The organism is Pseudomonas sp. B19125, assembly GCF_044218855.1.
Taxonomy (GTDB): domain Bacteria; phylum Pseudomonadota; class Gammaproteobacteria; order Pseudomonadales; family Pseudomonadaceae; genus Aquipseudomonas; species Aquipseudomonas edaphica.
This window is the reverse complement of the sequence record NZ_CP162589.1, coordinates 4,839,547-4,856,222: the sequence shown is the minus strand read 5'-3', so window position 1 is coordinate 4,856,222 and position 16,676 is coordinate 4,839,547. Positions and strand designations below refer to the sequence as shown.

The following is a 16,676-nucleotide window of genomic DNA, read 5'->3' as shown; positions in this document are numbered from 1 at the left end:
GGGTCTAAATAAGACCCGGGAGCCTTACTGCATATTGATGATGACTTCTTCCTGCCACTTCTGCGGCAGTGCCTTGGAGGTTTTCTCCCACGCGTCGGCATCTTTGATCGGCGTGACCTTCTTGTACTGCTCGTTCGGCAGCAGTTTGGCCTGTACATCGGCTGGCAGGGTCAGGTGCTCGGCACGGATCGGACGTGCATTGCCGCGTGCCAGGTTGGTCTGGCCGGCGTCGCTGAAGATGTATTCGCGGGTCAGCTTGGCGGCGTTCGGGTGCTTGGCGTATTTGTTGATGATGGTGGTGTAGCCGGAAATCACCGAGCCGTCCGACGGGATCAGCACCACGTAGTCATCCGGGTTAGCCATCTTGGCTTTGTAGCTCAGGCCGTTGAAGTCCCAGACCACGCCCACTTCGACTTCGCCTTTTTCCATGGTGGCGATGGTCGGGTTGGCCAGTGACAGGCGGCCTTGCTTGGCGATCTCGGCGAACATCAGCAGTGCAGGCTGGATGTTCTTCTCGTCGCCACCGTTGGCCAGGGCGGCAGCCAGCACGCCATTGGCGGCTTGGGCGGCGGTGCTCACATCACCAATAGAGACTTTGTATTTGCCGGTTTTAAGATCAGCCCAGCTTTTTGGCGCTTCAGAGCCGTGCAGCAGTTTTTTGTTGACGATAAAGGCGATGGTGCCGGTGTAGGCCAGGGCCCAGTTGCCGTCTTTATCTTTGGCCCAATCCGGCACTTGTGCCCAAGTGGTCGGTTTGTACGGCTGTGCCACGCCCTGTTTCACCGCAATCGGGCCGAAGGCAGCGCCGACGTCACCGATATCGGCGCTGGCGTTGTCTTTTTCGGCGGCGAACTTGGCGATTTCCTGGGCCGAGCTCATGTCGGTATCGATGTGCTTGAGGCCGTAGGTTTTGGCCAGGTCGTCCCAGGTGCCTTTCCAGTTAGCCCAGTCATCGGGCATGCCGACGCTGTTGACGGCGCCTTCCGCTTTCGCGGCGGCTTCCAGAGTTTTTAGATCGGTATCAGCAGCCATGGCGGCGGTGCACATGGCAATGGTCGAGCCTAACAGTGATGCCAGGAAAAGCTGTTTCATCCGAAGCTCCTTTGGGCGTTTTCAACGCTGCGTTTTTATCGACGTTTGCGGTGGTGTTGGTCTAGGTCAGCAATACCTGAGCCAATTTAGGCTCGGTGGATGACAGTTTCATGTCGATGTCGTTTTTAAATCGTTTATGTCGCTGACTTCAGACTCAGCGTAGACCATGCCCAAGTGCCCGCAGGCCCTGGACTTGGCCGATGTATTGCAGGGTGTGGAGTGGGGAGGCGGCACGGGCTGTCATCTGTCGGTCATCTGTAATGCCTAGGCTGGCAGGTAACGGCAGACGCCCGAATACAGCGCGGTTTGTGCACCTGAACGGTGCTGGTCTAGTCCAGATAGGTAACGTTGATGCGTGATGAGGCAATCAAGGCGGTGACATCCATCGGCCTGGCACTGCAAGAGCAGATCGGCCACGGGCTGTTGCCACCCGCGAGCAAACTGCCCGCCGAGCGCAAGCTCAGCGAGTTGTTTGGTACCACGCGTATTACGGTGCGGGAAGCCTTGTTACAACTGGAGGCCCAGGGCCAGATCTATCGCGAGGAGCGGCGTGGCTGGTTCGTCTCGCCGCCGCGCCTGGCTTATAACCTGATGCAACGCAGCCACTTTCACGCGATGGTCAGTGAGCAAGGGCGCGTAGCCTCGACCGAAGTGATTTCGGCGCGGCTGCAGCCGGCATCGGCAGCGGTGTGTGCATGGTTGCAGTTGCCGGCGTTGTCGAGTGTGATCCAGATCTGCCGGGGCCGGCGGATCGATGGGCGGTTGGTGCTGTATGTGGAGCATTACCTGAACCCGCAATATTTTCCGGGGATTCTGGCGTGCGACCTTAACCAGTCGATGACCGAGCTGTATGCACGCAAGTACGACCTGCATTACGGCCGCGTGCGTTTCGAGATTGTGCCGACTTCACTGCCGGTGGAGGCTGCTGGCGCATTACGTGTGTCGGTGGGCAGCCCCGGCTTGCGGATCGCCCGGGTCAACTATGACCAGCATGAGCGCTTGATCGACTGCGACCTGGAATTCTGGCGCCATGATGCGATTCACGTGGGGGTGGATGTGGTTTGACCGCCGGACATTCAACGGATGCACCACACACTGAATGTGGGAGCTGGCTTGCCTGCGATAGCATCACCGCGATCTGACAGTGATACCGAGTTGCCCGCATCGCAGGCAAGCCAGCTCCCACATTCAGGGCGTCAGTGCCTTGATCACCTGATCCACATTGCCTTCCAGCTCCGCCACCGGGTCAGCTCCGTCGACATTTAATACCAGCAATTGCGCACCGCCTGCCGTCACCGCCGTTTTAACGGCCTCACTCGGTTGGCGGTGATGCAGCACCACGGCCACGTCGTTGCTTTTCAAGTCGGCACTGAGGGTGTGCAAGGCCTCAGGCGTCCACTGCGCATCCGGCCGGGCATCGGTGCTGAGCACTTCCAGGTTCAAGCTGCTGACCAGATAAGCAAAGTGATCACTCAAGCTGACCACACTCAGGTTGTCCGCCTTGGCCAGTCTTGCTTCGCTGTCGGCGCTGAGCTTGAGCAGGCGCTGTTTGAGCGCCGCGAGGTTGGCGTCGATCCTGGGTTTGGCCGCGGGCGCCAGGCGGCTCAGGTCGGCCGCCATCACATCGGCCATGCGCCCCATATTGTTGCTCGACTGCCACGGCTGGCTGTTCAGGCCATCGGCACCGCCTGGTTGCACAGCAATACCCGGCAAGCCGCCGTCCACCGGGCGCGCGGCGTCCACTTCGACGATACGGATATTGCTGCGCCGCGCCACGGGGTAGAGCGGGTCATCCGCCCACAGCGAGCGCAGGCCGATAGCCGCGTCGGCGTCCTGGGCCAAACTGCCCAAGGCCGGCGCACCCCGGCCGGTGAAGTAGGACACCTGCCGCGAACCGGGCAGGTTGGCCGGTGCTGCGCGCTCAAGCTGTACATCGGTGCCTTTGAGCAGCACCTCGGCCAGGCCGTAGGTGATGGGCAGCGAGGCCAGCACTTTCACCGGTTTGGCGGCGTGAACCGCAGGTTTTGCGGCTTCAGCGGCCATCAACGGCGCAGTGAATAAACAGGCAATGGCCAGGGCCAGCGGATGAAAAACAGAGCGCATTATCCAAGATTCCCTTTGAGGCTGGGCACGGTGCCGCGCGCGATGGCGGCAACGGCAAAGGCGATACCGGCCACCAGAATGATCGCGGCACCGGACGGGATGGGCAGGTCGAAGATGATCGGCAGCAGAATGCCGCACAGCGTGCTGAGCGTGGCGATCACCACCGAGACCCAGAAAAACCCCTTGAGCGACTGGCTCAACAGGCGCGCTGCCGCCGCCGGAATCACCAGCAGGGCGCCGACCAAAATGGCGCCGATCACCTTGACCGCCGCCACGGTGATCAAGGTCACCAGGATCACGAACAGGTAATCCAGGGTCTTCACTGCCACGCCACGCACAGCGGCCAATTGCGGGTTGAAGCTGGCCAGCATGATGCGGTTGTACAGCGGCAGCGCCAGGGCCATCACCAGTGAGCCGACGACCGCCAACACCAGCAGGTCATTGCCGTTCACCGTCAGCACCGAGCCGAACAATACGTTTTCCAGAATGTGCACGTTGATCTTGCCTGCCAGAATCAACAGCAGGCTCGCGCCCAACGCCAGCGACACCGAGAGGAACACGCCGATCAGGGTGTCTGGCGCCAAGCCGGTGCGGTTGCGCAGGTAATTGAGCAGGATGCCGAACAACAGGCAGTAGCCGAACAGGCTGCCGTAAGGCCCGGTATAGGGCTCGCCGAGCAGAATGCCCACGGCCACGCCGGTCAACGCGGCGTGCCCGACGGCTTCAGAGAAGAACGCAAAGCGCTTGACCACCACCAGTGTACCCAGGCCGCCCAGCACCGGGCCGATCAGCAAGCCGGCGAGCAAAGCGTTGACCACAAACCCATAGGCCAGTGCTTCCGGCAGGTACCCGGATGAAGCCCAGCCCTGGACCATCAAACGAAAGGCTTCATAACTCATTACGCCGCGCTCCGAGGATGGGTGGAAAACAGGCTCAGCAGGCGGTCCGGGGTCAGCGCTTCTTTCGGTGTGGCGTCGAACAGCACGCGACGGTTCAGGCCGGTAACGCGATCGGCCAGGCGGCCCACAGCTTCCAGGTCATGCTCGATCCACAGCACGGTGATCCCGGCCAGGCGCCAGTCATTGAGCAGCCGTTCGAACACCTGGATACCGGCCTCATCAAGCGCTGACATTGGCTCATCCAGCACCAGCAGTTGCGGCGCCGGAATCAGGCCTTGGGCCAACAGCACGCGCTGACGCTCACCGCCGGACAACGCGCCCATGCGGCGCTTGCGTTTGTCCTGCATGCCGACCCGTTCCAGCGCTTCGCCAATCGAGGCGGCGTAATGCCGGGACAGGCCCAGAAATGCCGGGCGCCGCTGGCACATGGCGGCCATGAAATCGTCGACGGTCATCGGCAGGCCCCGATCGAATTCCAGCGCCTGTGGCACATAGCCGACCGTGCCTGGCGTGTTCGGCCAGTGCAGGCGCAATTGGCCCTGGTGCGGGGTCTGCCCCAGCAAGGTCTTGATCAGCGAGCTTTTGCCGCCGCCGTTCGGGCCGACCAGGGCGTGGATGCTGCCCGGTTCGACCTCAAAACTCACCGCGTCGAGAATCACTGTGCGGCCCAAGGTCAGGGAGACCGTGTCGAACTCAAGGGTCGGGCCAATGCTGGCCACCTTCAATTGCTGCGCTGCCGTCATGCCCCCGACTCCTGAATCGCCCGTACCACGGTGTTGAGGTTGCCGGTCATTTCCACTTCGTATTTCTCGGGCGTGTATTCGCCGTAGGAAATATGCGACAGCGGGTACAGCTTGACCCCGGATTCACGCTGGATGGTCTCGACGTAGGTAGACGGGAAATCCATCTCCGAGAAGATCACCTTCACATCCAGTGCGCGCAGTTCATCGATGGTCTTTTTCAACTGGCTGGGGCTGGGCTCGATGCCATGGGCGGGCTCGACCACGGCGGTGACTTCCAGGCCGAATTCGCGCAGCAGGTAGTCGTAGGCCGCGTGCACGGTCGCAACGCGCAGGTCCGGGTTCGGCGCGCTGGTCAGCTTGGCGAGGGCATCGGCACGCATCTGGCGCAGGCGCTTGCCGTAGGCGCGGGCGTTTTGGGTGTAAGTCTTGGCGTTGTCCGGGTCGAGCTTGCCCAGTTCGCGGGCGATGTTGTTGACCTGGGCAATCGACGCACTGATCGACAGGAAGGTGTGCGGGTTGACCACCTTGCCCGCACCGCGCGCGGCGTTACCGGTGGCGGCCAGCAGCGGTACGTTGGCGTTGGCTTCGATCACCGGGATGTCCGGGCGCTCGCTGGTGGCGATCATGCGGTCGGCAAAATCATCATGGCCGACGCCATTGAGCACGATCACGTCCAGGGTGCCGATGCGCTTGATGTCTTCGGCGCGCGGTTCGTAGGCGTGGGGGTTGAAGCCGGCGGGAATCAGCGGCACCACCTCGGCCTTGTCGCCGACGATATTGGCCACGTAGCTGTAATACGGGTGCAGGGTGATGCCGATGCGCAGGCGCTTGGCCGCTTCGGCATTCGCGAGCGGGGCGAGCATCAGGCTGAACAGGCCAACCAGCAACAGGCGTAACAGGGGCGATGAAATAGACATGGTCACTCGGTCTTCTGGTTCAGTGACGGTGCTGGCGGGTCACGCCGGCATCGAATTGCGTGACCACCTGGCGCCAGCCGGCGGCGATCAGCGCCGCGTCGGTGAGGTCGGCAGGGGCGGCGAGGTTGGCCTGGCGGTTGAGCCACACATCCGGCTCGTCACCTTGCACGCGCATCAGCACCGAGCCGCTGGTGCTTGGCGCTTGGCTCAAACCCAGGTAGGCCGCAGGCTCGAGCAACTGCCAGCGATGGTCGCCACGGCTCACCGAACTGGCGTCCTGGGCAAACGGTGCGAAGCCTTCTTCGGCCAGTTGCGTGGGCGTCGGCAGGGCGTTTTGCTCCTGCTGCAACAGCTGGATTTCATCCAGGGTCACGCGCAGGTCGGCGTAGATGCCTTGCTCGGCAGCGCTCAGGTCACGGCGTGCGTCCAGTTGGTGGCTGGGCACGGCGGCGACCTCCTGGGTTTCACCGTGCAGCGCCACCACCGTGCCAGCCACCGCGAGGATGATCAGGCACAGCAGCAACACGTAAAGGGTTTCATGGCCGGCCCCGGCAGGGCGTACAACCTGTGTGGTGCTCATTGGGGCTGGATATCCGCTTGGTCGATTTCCACCACATGGCCGGGGCCTGCATCAAACAGTACGTAAAACTCGGCCGAGGGCTTTTTGAACGTCAGGGTCGAGTCCTGACCGAGCTTGCCCGGCAGCAGGATGGTTTCGTCGTAGCCGATCACATCCAGGGTCACGCCCGGCGCGCCGCTGCCGTCGGAAAAACCGCCGGTGCACTGGATCTGTTCGCCGGGGATTTCCTTGCATTCGCACATCGGGTTATGGGCCAGGGCGACGCCACTGAAGCCGGCGCAGAGCAATAAAGCGGCGCGAGTCAGGCGCATTAACGTCATGGTTTAACTCCTTGCTTGTTCAGCCAGGCAATGGTGGCAGGCGAGGCCTGGCTCAGCGGAATGGAACCCTGGTGCATGGAGCCGTCCCAGCCTTCCATGGTCACCCACACTTCGGCATCCACGGGTGTGCGTTCCGGCACCGGCAACACCGCACCCATGCGGTACGGCGTGCCGAAGAAAATCACCCCGGCCGCGCGCAGGCTGCGCGGTTTGCCGATACGCAGGTAAGTGGCCTTGACCTGCTCGGCGCAGGTGTCGCACAGGGCGGCGTTGAAAAATTTCATCGGGCCGGCCGGGTCCGGGCGCGGGCCTTCGTTGCGAAACTCTGCGAGGGTCAGGCTCCACGGCCCCACCTGCACTTCGCCGGCCACGCGCTCGCCAATGCCGCTGTCACCGCGAAACAGTGCAGCGTCGGCAAAGTACTTGGGCATGAACCCCAGCGGTACCAGCAACAGCAGGACATTGATGTGGAAGCGCCACTTGAGCCAAAAGGCCCGCAGCGGCGAAGGTGGTGTGGTGGTCGCATGTTTGCTCATCAATTGGCCTCCGAGGTTTCAGCCTGCCTGGCCGTGGCGGGGGCCGGCGCGCGTTGCGTCTTGGCCTCGCGCTTGAAGGCGTTGAGGGTGGCCAGCGCGGTGCGTTTGGTCCAGATCAGCAGACCGCTCAACACCATCATGCTCATGATCAGGCCGAAGAATGCCCAGATCAGCTTGACCCACAGGCCGCCAAAGTCGCCGGTGTGCAGCGGTCGCATGGATTCGGTGACGAACTCCAGTGTCGAGCGGTCGGACAGCAGGTGCGACACGGCAATTTCACCGTCGTACGGGTTGAGCTGCGCCGTCTGGAACATCAACGGGTACCAGCCGCGCCCGCCGATCTGCAGGTGGCTATAGGCGTTGCTGGGCAGGAACACAAAACTGGCCTCCAGCCCGGGAATGCGCTGCGTGGCGATCTCGATGGCCCGATCGATCGGGATCATTGGTGCCGGTACGCCCGGTGCCGACACAGGCACCTTCTCCCGGGCAATTACCGGCACGATGGGCTCACTGGAGATGGATATCTGGTTGTCGCCCAGAATTGCCCGGATCAGGAACCAAATGCCGGTGATGGAAATTACCGCGATAAACCAGATCGACCAGATACCGCTCAAACGATGGAAGTCACCCCAGAAGATCCGCGCGCCATGGCGGATTCGCAGGGTCGGGCGCAGAAACCCTTTCCAGAAACGCTTGTACACCACCAGCCCGGTGACCAGGGATGCCAGCAGCGGTATGCCAAGCGCCGACACCAGGTACCAGCCCCAACTGTAGCCATTGGTAAACGGCACCAGCCACCAACCGTGCAAGGCACGGGTAAATTGCTGGAAGTTGAACGCTGGGCTGATGCCCTGGATCACGCCGGTATACGGGTTGACGTAGACCTCCACCGAGCGCCCGTCGGGGTAACTGAGGTCGACACTCAGCGCGAAGTGCGACTCGTCCGGGCGGGTGATCGACTGCACGATTGCCTGGGGTTCGTTGCGCTTGATGGCGCCGATGACCTGGTCGTAACTCAGCCGTTCGGCATCGTCCGACGGCTTGCTGGCGCGGATGTCCGGGTTGGCCAGCCAGACGATTTCCTGGCTGACCACCGCCAGGGTGCCGGTGACGCAGACGATCAGTACAAAAAACCAGATGGGCAACGCCAACCAGCTATGAACCAGAAACCAGAGTTTTGAGCGTGACTTCTTCGACATGTGAATGCGGGTCTTGATCGGAGGAGGGCGAAGGAGGCCCGGAAAAGGCCAGTCGTAGCTTTTGCTGACGCGACGGGCTGTATCTAAGTTAAGACGGATGAGAATGAGAAATCCCTAAGCGGGATATGAAAGAAAATGTTTCAGCGTTGCCGGATTGAACACGAAACATGTTCCAAGCCATCACCCAGGTGCCATTGATGGGGCCGGGGGGCTGCGTAGGATGGGGTCATACCGTTGAGCGAGCGCTTATAAAAGTGAGTCCACAAACATGACTGCCAGAACCCTCTACGACAAACACATCGACTCCCACACGGTGTGCGCCCTGGATGACCAGGGCCATGTGCTGCTGTATATAGACCGCCAGGTGATCAACGAATACACCAGCCCCCAGGCGTTCAGCGGCCTGCGCGAGGCCAAGCGTGGCGTATGGCGCCCCGGCACCGCGCTGGCGGTGGTCGACCACGTAAACCCCACCACGCCCATGCGCATTGCCGCGATGCCTGACGCAGGCGGCGCGCGGCAAGTCTCGTACCTGGCGGAAAACTGCCAGGACTTCGGTATCGAGCTGCTGGACATCCTCGACAAACGCCAAGGCATCGAACACGTGATTGCCCCGGAGCAGGGCTTTATCCTGCCGGGCATGGTGATCGCCGCCGGCGACAGCCACACCACCACCTACGGTGCCCTCGGCGCCTTCGGCTTTGGCATCGGCACCTCGGAAATCGAGCACCTGCTGGCCTCGCAGACCCTGGTGTACAAACGCCTGAAAAGCATGCGCGTGACGGTTGAGGGCACCCTGGGCAACGGCCTGACCTCCAAGGACGTGATCATGGCGCTGATCGGCAAGATCGGCGCGTCCGGGGCCACCGGTTACGCCATCGAGTTTCGCGGCGCCACCATTGATGCGCTGAGTGTTGAAGCGCGCATGACCATCTGCAACATGGCGGTGGAAGCTGGCGCGCGGGGCGCGTTTATGGCACCCGACGAAAAAGTCTTCGCCTACCTCAAAGGCAAGCCGCGTGCGCCCAAGGGCGAGTTGTGGGAACAAGCCCTGGTGCAATGGCGCACGTTGCACACCGACGCCGACGCGGTGTTCGACCAGGAAGTGCAGCTGGACGCCAGCACCCTGGAGCCTATGGTTACCTGGGGCACCAGCCCCGACCAGGCCGCGCCCATCGGCGCCCGCGTGCCGGACCCGCAAGACGTCAGCGACCTGATCCTGCGCCAGGACATGCGCCGCGCCCTCAACTACATGGGCCTGGAAGCCGGCATGCCGCTCAGCGACATTGTGATCAGCCACGCGTTTATCGGCTCTTGCACCAACGCGCGCATCGAAGACCTGCGCGACGCCGCCAGTGTGGTGCGCGGCAAGCAGGTGGCCGAGCATGTGCGGGCGATGATCGTGCCGGGCTCCACCGAAGTGCGTGACCAGGCCGAAGCCGAAGGGCTGGCGGCGATCTTTATCGACGCCGGCTTCGAATGGCGCCAGTCAGGCTGCTCGATGTGCCTGGCGATGAACGATGACGTGCTGGCGCCCGGTGATCGCTGCGCGTCCAGCACCAACCGCAACTTCGAAGGCCGCCAGGGCGCCGGGGCGCGCACTCACTTGATGAGCCCGGCGATGGTCGCCGCTGCGGCCATCACCGGCCGCCTCACTGATATCCGTCATTTTGGAGACCGCCCATGAGCCTGCAACCGTTTACCCAGGTCACCGGCCAGGCCGCGCCGATGCTGGCGGCGAATATCGACACTGACGTGATCATGCCCAAGCAATTTCTCAAAGGCATCGACCGCGCCGGCCTCGATCGCGGGCTGTTTTTTGACCTGCGCTTTTTGCCCAATGGCGCACCCAACCCCGAATTCGTATTGAACCAGCCGGCCTGGCAGGGCGCGAGTTTTATGGTGGTGGGGCCCAACTTCGGCTGTGGTTCGAGCCGCGAACACGCGGTGTGGGGCTTGAAGCAGATGGGCATTCGCGCGCTGATCGGCAGTAGCTTTGCCGGGATCTTTTATGACAACTGCCAGCGCAACGGAGTGTTGCTGATTACCTTGGACGAGGCGGTGTTGCACACACTCGGGCAGACGGTCAGCCAGCCTGCGCAGGCGCAGATCAGCGTGGACCTTGAGGCGCAACAGATTCGCTTGGGCGATGGCCAGGTGATCTCGTTCCAGATCGACACCTTGCGCAAGACCGCGTTGTTGCTCGGCCTGGATGCGATTGGCAGCACGTTGCAACGCAGTGAGCAGATCAAAACCTTCGAGCGCCAGCATCTGGCGGCCAACCCCTGGCTTGGTTGAAAACCTTAATGGGGTAACTACGTAGTTATATAAGTAGAACAAACGCCCTCCAGTTATTGGGGGGCGTTTTTTTTGGGGGGACTATTTACTTTTCAAATAACGCCGGTTGCACCGCGTAACCTCAGTGATTGCAAGGGCGGTGTAGCGTTAGTAGATGAAGCCCTGAAAAAATACAAGGGTATTTGTTGACACCTTGTAGGTCATCGGCTTAAGTGGATGCTGACTTGGAAAGTCGCACATTATAAGAAAAGGAAGTTGATGCCATGCCCCGTGAATTAGTGGTCATTTATATCTCTCTGGTGCCGGTGATCGAGTGGGTAACTTGATCGACTTCTGCCACCTGTCAATCAGTTGTCGTTGTTGCGGATATTACGGTCTTTTCCAGTGTGAAAAGGCACGTATGCCGATGCCTTAACATTCGTTCAGAACACAGAGAGTTCAAACTCATGTCGATTTTTGATCAAGCGATCCACCGTTCGGTACAGTGGCAGGATTGGCGTTGGCAGCAGAAGAATGCCATCCGCGATGAACCGGCACTGCGGGCTGCCTGCGGTGGCTGGAGCGAGGAAACCAGCGCGCATATCGAACACAACTTGCAAGACCGCAAGCTGCAGATAACCCCTTATTACATTGACTTGATCAAGCGCTCTCTCACCGATGGCGAGGTGATGGACCATCCCCTGTGGCGCCAAGTAGTGCCCTACTGGAGCGAACAGGTCGCTGGCGATTACGACGGCACCTCGGAGAACTGGGAACTTGGCCACGAAATGAAAACGCCGATTTGCCAGCACAAATACGACAACCGCGTGATCCTGCGCATGACCAACACCTGCAACGCCTATTGCCAGTTCTGCTTCGAAGCGCTGCGCACCCTGCAAGTGGGTACCGAGAAGGCCAATGCCAGCGCCGACTCGTTCAAGGACTCGCTCGAGTACATCCGCAACAACCCGGCCATCGAAGAGGTGATTCTCAGCGGCGGTGACCCGTTGATGCTCGCCGACCGCAAGCTCGAAGAGAACCTCGCCGCCCTGCGTGGCATCCGCGACGACCTGCTGATTCGCCTGCACACACGGGCCTTGAGCTTTAACCCGTTTCGGGTGACCGATGAGTTATTGGCCATGCTGGAAAAGTACAAGGTCAATGCGTTTGGCGTGCATGTATGCCACCCGCTGGAACTGAGTGCGGACTTTGCCGTGGCGGTTAAACGTATCCAGAGTGTGGTGCCGATTGTGTTCTCCAACATGCCGCTGTTGCGCGGTGTGAATGACGATGAAGCCACCTTGCATAAACTGTTTATTGACCTATATCGGCTGGGCGTAAAACCGTATTACTTGTACCACTTCATGCCGTTTTCTCCGGGGGCGTCGGAATATAAAGCATCGATCAGCCACGCCATCGCTATTATGGATCGCCTCAAGCGGCGCGTGTCCAATATAGCCATGCCGGAATATGTGCTGCCGCATGCACAGGGCAAGTTTACCGTGCCGCTGCTGGACTTTGAAAAGCCACAAGACTTGCCGCACTTTGAAGTGCGCGATGGGCAACGTCATTACCGCTTCCGTAATTGGGAAGGGCAGTGGTGCAGTTGGCAGGATGCCTGAAGTGACTGACGCATGAGGCGGTATTAATGATGAAACAAGATGCCATTCTTTTTATTGATGTGGATGACAGTGCCTCTGTTCGCTATTGCTACCGCGAGCCGCACTTCGCGGCGGCCCGTGCCCAAGGCCTGGCCTGCTTGACGGCGGGGGTGGCCGGACGCAAGCACCTGCAGCGGCTGCGGGACGACAGTGATGCAGTGTTCCTGCTCGACGCGTTGAATGAACAATCGATTCTGGATTTGGTGGGGCGGCTGGATGGGCAGTACCAGATCCGCGCAATCTTCTGCCAGGCCGGCCACCCGTCTGCGCAGGGCGAAGTCGGCTGCATCGTGGCGCAGGCCTGTCGGCGGCTGGGCCTGGTGCATAGCGACCCACTTGCCATTGCTGCGTGTAACAACAAGTTCCTGATGCGCCGCGCGCTGAAAAAACTCGGCGTGCGTTCGGTGCCGTTTGCGCTGTGCAACAACGAACAGCAACTGCGCGAAGGTGCCGAGCAAGTCGGTTACCCGCTGATCGCCAAGCCACCCTTTGGTGGCGCATCGGCGTTTATCAAGAAATGCTCTGACTGGGCGCAGTTGCGCAGCCACTACGCGCATTTCCTGGCAGATCATGCCAGCGCAGCCTATGCGGATTTCTACGGCTGCGCCCACACGTTGCCGGAGGACGATGGGCAGCGACGAGAATACCTGCCGGGGCGTAGCCTTTTGCTTGAAGGGTTCATCCCAGGTATTGAAGGCAGTGTGGAGTGTGTGGTGGCGGGCGAGCAGGTGCATGCGCTGCTGATCAATGAAAAACTGATGTTGACCGAGCGCAGTGGCACCGTCCTGGAGAACCTGCTGATTTCGCCGCCGACGTCCTTTACCGACGCCCAGTGTGAGCAGATCCGCCAGTACGCCGTGGAGTGCCTGCGCGCGGTGGGCCTGACCAATGCCGTGGTGCATTTCGAGTTCCGCATGACGGACGCGGGGCCGGTGGTGATCGAAATCAACCCACGCGTCGGCGGGCTGTACGTCAATGCCGCGTTCCGTGACTTGGCAGGCATTGACCCGTACCAGCTGTATCTGTCGCTGCTGCTGGGTGAGCCAGGTGTGAATGCGCAGTTGGACGCCGGCGCACGCCAGGTCGCGCAGGCCTCGCAACACTACTCGATGCTGGCGATCTATCCGGAGCACAGTGGCCACTTCAAGGGTATTGAAGGCCTTGAATGGCTCGCTCAACAGCCGGCGGTGCTGGAATATGCCCAACAGGAGTCCGGTCACTCTATTGATGCCGATATCGAAGAGCATTACTTGCTCAAGTGCTGGGCCAGGGTCGACGATGCTGCCCACGCCCATGCGGTGCATGATGCAATACGGCACAATCTGCGCGTGATTATCGACAATAAGGGTTAGCGATATGGATATCCCACAGATTGGCGCGTACTTGCGCGAGCACCACTATTGTCACCGTCGGGACTTTGGCCAGTTGCTCAAGGTTGAGCCTGGCGAGGAGCAAAGCTTTCGCGCCTACTGGGCGAACCTGGTGCGCGATGAGGCGTTCAAGGCATACACGCATCGCGAACGGCGGATCCTGCGCTATCGTTTATCCCCGACGCGGCAGTTGCAGATCGACCGCAATAGCGCGTTCAAGTCGCCGGTCACCTATGCGGTCAACTATCGCCAGGGCGTCAACCACTTGAGCTACAGCGAGGAGGGCTTTATCGAGCACCCACTGATGCAGAAATTGCTCGCCACCGACCTGGCGGTGCTCGAACCGCACCTTGGCCCGCATGCCTACACCATTGATATCCACCAGTTTCGCGTGCGTGCAGAGGGGCCATCGCCCAGCCCGACTACCTCGGGTATTCATCAGGATGGCCTGGACTGGGTGTTCATGCACTTCATTGGCCAGAGCAACACGGTGCCGGTGGTGTCCGAGGTGTTTACCGGTGAGGCGGAGCATAGCCGCGTGCTGGACCTGGCGATGGAGCAGTTCCTGGAAACCATCGTGATCAACGACCGTGGGCTATATCACCGCGCCGGCGCCGTGCGGGCGCAGGCCGATTCGGCACCGGCCTGGCGCGATGTACTGCTGGTGAGCCTGCGCGGCGTGACGGCTGATGACGTACGGGTAGAAGACGAGGTACAACCGGCATGAGTGACGTTCAGCCATTGGGCCTGTCGACCCGCAACGCACGCTTGATCATCTTTGCGCGGGGCGTGTCGGACTTCGGCGCATTCCTCAACATGGTGGCGCTCTCGACCTACGTTTACTGGCTCAGCCAAAGCGTGGTGTTTGTCAGTGTGTTCCTGGCGTGCCGGGTCACGGGCGGGATTGTCGCCAGCCTGTTCGGCATCCCGTTTTTCCGGCGCTTCCCGGGGCGCAGTACCTTGGCCGGGCTGGACCTGGCCCGCGCGCTGTTACTGGTGCCGCTGCTGGTGCTGATCCCGGCGCATCAACTTAACGTGCTGCCGTTTATCGCGTTCGGCATCGGCCTGTGCAATTCGCTGTTTGCCATTGGCCTGAACAGCCAGTTGCCGACCTGGGTGGCGCTTGAACAGCGGGTGGGCACCAATGCCTGGATCACCTCGGCGGCGGCTACCGGTGCGGTGTTTGGCAGCTTGCTTTCCGGTGTGCTGATCGCCACGGGCGGATTCGAGGCGGTGTTTGCCGTCAACATCGGCACTTACGTGGTGGCGGCTTGCCTGATCCTGCCGTTGCGCGCCTTGTATTCAGTCGCCGTGGCCGCGCATCGTGGGCTTGCGGCCGAATGGCATGAGTTGACCAAAGGCCTGCGCGGTGCACCGGTGTTGGCGGCGATGTTGTTGATCAGCATGCTCGACACCCTCGGCAGCGCGGCACATAACGTCGGCTGGCCGGTGTTGTCGCAATACATTTCGCCGGACACTGCGAAAACCGTCATGGGCTACTTGCTGGCGGTGTGGGCCTGCGGCAAGTTCATCGGCGCGCGCCTGGCCAGTGCGTTGCTCAAGGGCCGTGGCACCCAAGGCATGGAGCGCTGGTTCATGGCGGGTGTGGCGCTGATGTCCAGCGGCTTTATCCTGACCTTCCAGCAAACCGAACTGTGGCTGGCGCTGCTGCTGGTGGTGTGGGCCGGGCTGGGCGATGGCATCTCCGAGGTGGCGCTGGTTTCCCGCGCACAAAGCGAACCCGATAGCTTGCGCCTGCCGCTGTTCAGCCTGTTGACGCTGATCCAGATGGCCGGCTTTGGCGTGGGCATGCTGGTGGTGGGGCCGTTCTACCTGACGTGGACGCCGGCCCAGGTGATCGTGCTGTTCCACGGGTTGCCATTGACCGCCCTGGTGATCATGACGGTATGGCTGGGTGTCAGCGCCACGCGGGGCGTCAGATCGACAACCCCTTGAAGTGCTCCTGCAAAAATTCCACGCAGGCGCGCAATTTGCCGGAGTAGGCCAAACGTGTCGGGTACACCGCCCACACGTTGGCGCTTTGGGTGTAGGTGTGCAGCACCTGCACCAGCCTGCCCTGTTCCAGCAGCGGTTTTACGTCCCACATCGAGCGCAATAACACACCGCGCCCGTCCAACGCCCACTGCAACACGATCTCGCCATTGTTCGATGACAGCGGCCCGCGCACGCGCACGCTTTCGGGCGCGCCGTCACGCTCCAGGTTCCAGATACCGAACGCATTGTCGCGCTCCTTGAGCACCAGGCAGTCGTGCTGCTCCAGGTCGCTCAACTGTTGCGGCGTGCCTTTGCGTTGCAGGTATTCCGGTGCCGCGCACAGCACGCGGCGATTGCTCACCAGCCGCCTGCCGATGTGCTGGCCGGGGATGTCATCGCCGACGCGAATCTCCAGGTCAAACCCTTCACTGACGATATCCACCACGCGGTCGAACAGGTCCAGGCGGATTTCCAGGTCCGGGTACTGCTCGGCCAGCAACGACAGGGCCGGCGCCACATGATTGCGGCCGAAACCGAAGCTGCTGCACAGGTGCAGATGCCCGCGCGGGCTGTCGTGGGCATCGCTGAGTTCATCGGACAGTTGCTGGAAATCTTCGAGGATACGCACAGCCCAGCGTTGTACTCGCTCGCCGTCTTCGGTCAGGGCGATGCGGCGGCTGGTGCGGTGCAGCAGGCGCGTGGCCAGTGTGGATTCGAGGATCTGAATGCGCTTGCTCACATACGCAGGCGACAGCCCCAGTTCATCGGCGGCGGCTGCGAAGCCGGCCTTGCGGATCACGGTGAGGAACACCCGCAGGTCTTCGGGTAGAGGCACGGTATCTTTCTTATGAGTCATCAGAGACAGACGTGGCGGCATGAGCCGCCAGAATAGCACCGGTGTGGTGAGGGAGCTTGCTGCCGCTGGACCTGGTGGGTGTGCCCAGGATTCTGGGGCTGCTGCGCAGCCCAGCGGGAGCAAGGTGA

17 protein-coding genes are annotated in these 16,676 nt (G+C 61.4%); 7 read left to right on the top strand and 10 right to left on the bottom strand.

Annotated elements, in window-relative coordinates; all coding sequences use genetic code 11:
* Window positions 1-24: 24 nt before the first annotated feature.
* On the bottom strand, window positions 25-1,092 hold the full coding sequence (locus AB4P96_RS21910) for an ABC transporter substrate-binding protein (RefSeq protein WP_017136367.1): 1,068 nt from the start codon (window positions 1,090-1,092) through the stop codon (window positions 25-27).
* A gap of 351 nt (window positions 1,093-1,443) precedes the next feature.
* Here AB4P96_RS21910 and AB4P96_RS21905 point away from each other — a divergent pair, with 351 nt between their 5' ends.
* A complete protein-coding gene (locus AB4P96_RS21905) occupies window positions 1,444-2,157 on the top strand; it encodes a UTRA domain-containing protein (protein WP_017136366.1) in 714 nt (237 codons plus the stop codon).
* Window positions 2,158-2,280: 123 nt separating this feature from the next.
* Here AB4P96_RS21905 and AB4P96_RS21900 read toward each other — a convergent pair whose 3' ends face one another.
* The 8 genes from AB4P96_RS21900 to AB4P96_RS21865 are packed head-to-tail and all read right to left on the bottom strand — an operon-like array spanning window position 2,281 to window position 8,389.
* Window positions 2,281-3,195, bottom strand: a complete 915-nt coding sequence (locus tag AB4P96_RS21900; RefSeq protein ID WP_017136365.1) for a metal ABC transporter solute-binding protein, Zn/Mn family — start codon at window positions 3,193-3,195, stop codon at window positions 2,281-2,283.
* Window positions 3,195-4,094, bottom strand: coding sequence for a metal ABC transporter permease (locus tag AB4P96_RS21895; RefSeq protein ID WP_169985818.1), 900 nt, complete (start codon window positions 4,092-4,094; stop codon window positions 3,195-3,197). The genes AB4P96_RS21900 and AB4P96_RS21895 overlap by 1 nt, the downstream gene beginning before the upstream one ends.
* Complete coding sequence (locus AB4P96_RS21890; protein ID WP_099547880.1) at window positions 4,094-4,837, bottom strand: metal ABC transporter ATP-binding protein; 744 nt, start codon at window positions 4,835-4,837, stop codon at window positions 4,094-4,096. Before AB4P96_RS21890 ends, AB4P96_RS21895 begins: the two co-directional genes overlap by 1 nt.
* Entirely contained in the window at window positions 4,834-5,754 is a 921-nt protein-coding gene (locus AB4P96_RS21885; protein ID WP_017136362.1) for a metal ABC transporter substrate-binding protein, read from the bottom strand. Before AB4P96_RS21885 ends, AB4P96_RS21890 begins: the two co-directional genes overlap by 4 nt.
* A gap of 19 nt (window positions 5,755-5,773) precedes the next feature.
* Window positions 5,774-6,334 (bottom strand): DUF6162 family protein, encoded by a 561-nt coding sequence (locus tag AB4P96_RS21880; protein ID WP_170040029.1) that lies wholly within the window; start codon window positions 6,332-6,334, stop codon window positions 5,774-5,776.
* Window positions 6,331-6,654 (bottom strand): hypothetical protein, encoded by a 324-nt coding sequence (locus AB4P96_RS21875; protein WP_099547881.1) that lies wholly within the window; start codon window positions 6,652-6,654, stop codon window positions 6,331-6,333. Before AB4P96_RS21875 ends, AB4P96_RS21880 begins: the two co-directional genes overlap by 4 nt.
* Window positions 6,651-7,190, bottom strand: a complete 540-nt coding sequence (locus tag AB4P96_RS21870) for a thiamine pyrophosphate-binding protein (protein ID WP_395600079.1) — start codon at window positions 7,188-7,190, stop codon at window positions 6,651-6,653. The genes AB4P96_RS21875 and AB4P96_RS21870 overlap by 4 nt, the downstream gene beginning before the upstream one ends.
* Window positions 7,190-8,389 carry a PepSY domain-containing protein gene (locus AB4P96_RS21865; RefSeq protein ID WP_017136358.1) on the bottom strand — a complete coding sequence of 400 codons (1,200 nt, stop codon included), beginning with the start codon at window positions 8,387-8,389 and terminating at the stop codon, window positions 7,190-7,192. Before AB4P96_RS21865 ends, AB4P96_RS21870 begins: the two co-directional genes overlap by 1 nt.
* Before the next feature lie 268 nt (window positions 8,390-8,657).
* On the opposite strand from AB4P96_RS21865, the gene leuC reads away from it, so the two are divergent.
* From leuC to AB4P96_RS21835, 6 genes are all read left to right on the top strand, one after another.
* The gene (gene leuC / locus AB4P96_RS21860) at window positions 8,658-10,076 is read left to right on the top strand and encodes a 3-isopropylmalate dehydratase large subunit (protein ID WP_395600078.1); all 1,419 of its coding nucleotides are present in this window, start codon (window positions 8,658-8,660) and stop codon (window positions 10,074-10,076) included.
* Window positions 10,073-10,687 (top strand): 3-isopropylmalate dehydratase small subunit, encoded by a 615-nt coding sequence (leuD, locus tag AB4P96_RS21855; RefSeq protein ID WP_395600077.1) that lies wholly within the window; start codon window positions 10,073-10,075, stop codon window positions 10,685-10,687. The genes leuC and leuD overlap by 4 nt, the downstream gene beginning before the upstream one ends.
* A gap of 446 nt (window positions 10,688-11,133) precedes the next feature.
* A complete protein-coding gene (locus tag AB4P96_RS21850; protein WP_169985824.1) occupies window positions 11,134-12,288 on the top strand; it encodes a KamA family radical SAM protein in 1,155 nt (384 codons plus the stop codon).
* Between the two features lie 26 nt (window positions 12,289-12,314).
* Entirely contained in the window at window positions 12,315-13,679 is a 1,365-nt protein-coding gene (locus tag AB4P96_RS21845) for an acetyl-CoA carboxylase biotin carboxylase subunit family protein (RefSeq protein ID WP_395600076.1), read from the top strand.
* 4 nt (window positions 13,680-13,683) lie between these two features.
* Window positions 13,684-14,424 (top strand): 2OG-Fe dioxygenase family protein, encoded by a 741-nt coding sequence (locus tag AB4P96_RS21840; protein ID WP_186618345.1) that lies wholly within the window; start codon window positions 13,684-13,686, stop codon window positions 14,422-14,424.
* Window positions 14,421-15,653: an MFS transporter gene (locus tag AB4P96_RS21835; RefSeq protein WP_017136352.1), complete on the top strand. Its 1,233-nt coding sequence runs from the start codon at window positions 14,421-14,423 to the stop codon at window positions 15,651-15,653. The genes AB4P96_RS21840 and AB4P96_RS21835 overlap by 4 nt, the downstream gene beginning before the upstream one ends.
* Here the strand turns inward: AB4P96_RS21835 and AB4P96_RS21830 are convergent.
* Complete coding sequence (locus tag AB4P96_RS21830; RefSeq protein ID WP_395600075.1) at window positions 15,634-16,548, bottom strand: LysR substrate-binding domain-containing protein; 915 nt, start codon at window positions 16,546-16,548, stop codon at window positions 15,634-15,636. The two genes, AB4P96_RS21835 and AB4P96_RS21830, sit on opposite strands and share 20 nt — an antisense overlap.
* Window positions 16,549-16,676: the final 128 nt, after the last annotated feature.

Excerpts from the sequence above, each read along its gene's own strand:
- AB4P96_RS21830 (WP_395600075.1), bottom strand. The coding sequence starts at position 16,548 with ATGACTCATAAGAAAGATACCGTGCCTCTACCCGAAGACCTGCGGGTG.
- AB4P96_RS21875 (WP_099547881.1), bottom strand. The coding sequence starts at position 6,654 with ATGACGTTAATGCGCCTGACTCGCGCCGCTTTATTGCTCTGCGCCGGC.
- leuD (WP_395600077.1), top strand. The coding sequence starts at position 10,073 with ATGAGCCTGCAACCGTTTACCCAGGTCACCGGCCAGGCCGCGCCGATG.
- AB4P96_RS21910 (WP_017136367.1), bottom strand. The coding sequence starts at position 1,092 with ATGAAACAGCTTTTCCTGGCATCACTGTTAGGCTCGACCATTGCCATG.
- AB4P96_RS21850 (WP_169985824.1), top strand. The coding sequence starts at position 11,134 with ATGTCGATTTTTGATCAAGCGATCCACCGTTCGGTACAGTGGCAGGAT.
- leuC (WP_395600078.1), top strand. The coding sequence starts at position 8,658 with ATGACTGCCAGAACCCTCTACGACAAACACATCGACTCCCACACGGTG.
- AB4P96_RS21865 (WP_017136358.1), bottom strand. The coding sequence starts at position 8,389 with ATGTCGAAGAAGTCACGCTCAAAACTCTGGTTTCTGGTTCATAGCTGG.
- AB4P96_RS21880 (WP_170040029.1), bottom strand. The coding sequence starts at position 6,334 with ATGAGCACCACACAGGTTGTACGCCCTGCCGGGGCCGGCCATGAAACC.
- AB4P96_RS21905 (WP_017136366.1), top strand. The coding sequence starts at position 1,444 with ATGCGTGATGAGGCAATCAAGGCGGTGACATCCATCGGCCTGGCACTG.
- AB4P96_RS21885 (WP_017136362.1), bottom strand. The coding sequence starts at position 5,754 with ATGTCTATTTCATCGCCCCTGTTACGCCTGTTGCTGGTTGGCCTGTTC.
- AB4P96_RS21870 (WP_395600079.1), bottom strand. The coding sequence starts at position 7,190 with ATGAGCAAACATGCGACCACCACACCACCTTCGCCGCTGCGGGCCTTT.
- AB4P96_RS21845 (WP_395600076.1), top strand. The coding sequence starts at position 12,315 with ATGATGAAACAAGATGCCATTCTTTTTATTGATGTGGATGACAGTGCC.
- AB4P96_RS21840 (WP_186618345.1), top strand. The coding sequence starts at position 13,684 with ATGGATATCCCACAGATTGGCGCGTACTTGCGCGAGCACCACTATTGT.
- AB4P96_RS21890 (WP_099547880.1), bottom strand. The coding sequence starts at position 4,837 with ATGACGGCAGCGCAGCAATTGAAGGTGGCCAGCATTGGCCCGACCCTT.
- AB4P96_RS21835 (WP_017136352.1), top strand. The coding sequence starts at position 14,421 with ATGAGTGACGTTCAGCCATTGGGCCTGTCGACCCGCAACGCACGCTTG.
- AB4P96_RS21895 (WP_169985818.1), bottom strand. The coding sequence starts at position 4,094 with ATGAGTTATGAAGCCTTTCGTTTGATGGTCCAGGGCTGGGCTTCATCC.
- AB4P96_RS21900 (WP_017136365.1), bottom strand. The coding sequence starts at position 3,195 with ATGCGCTCTGTTTTTCATCCGCTGGCCCTGGCCATTGCCTGTTTATTC.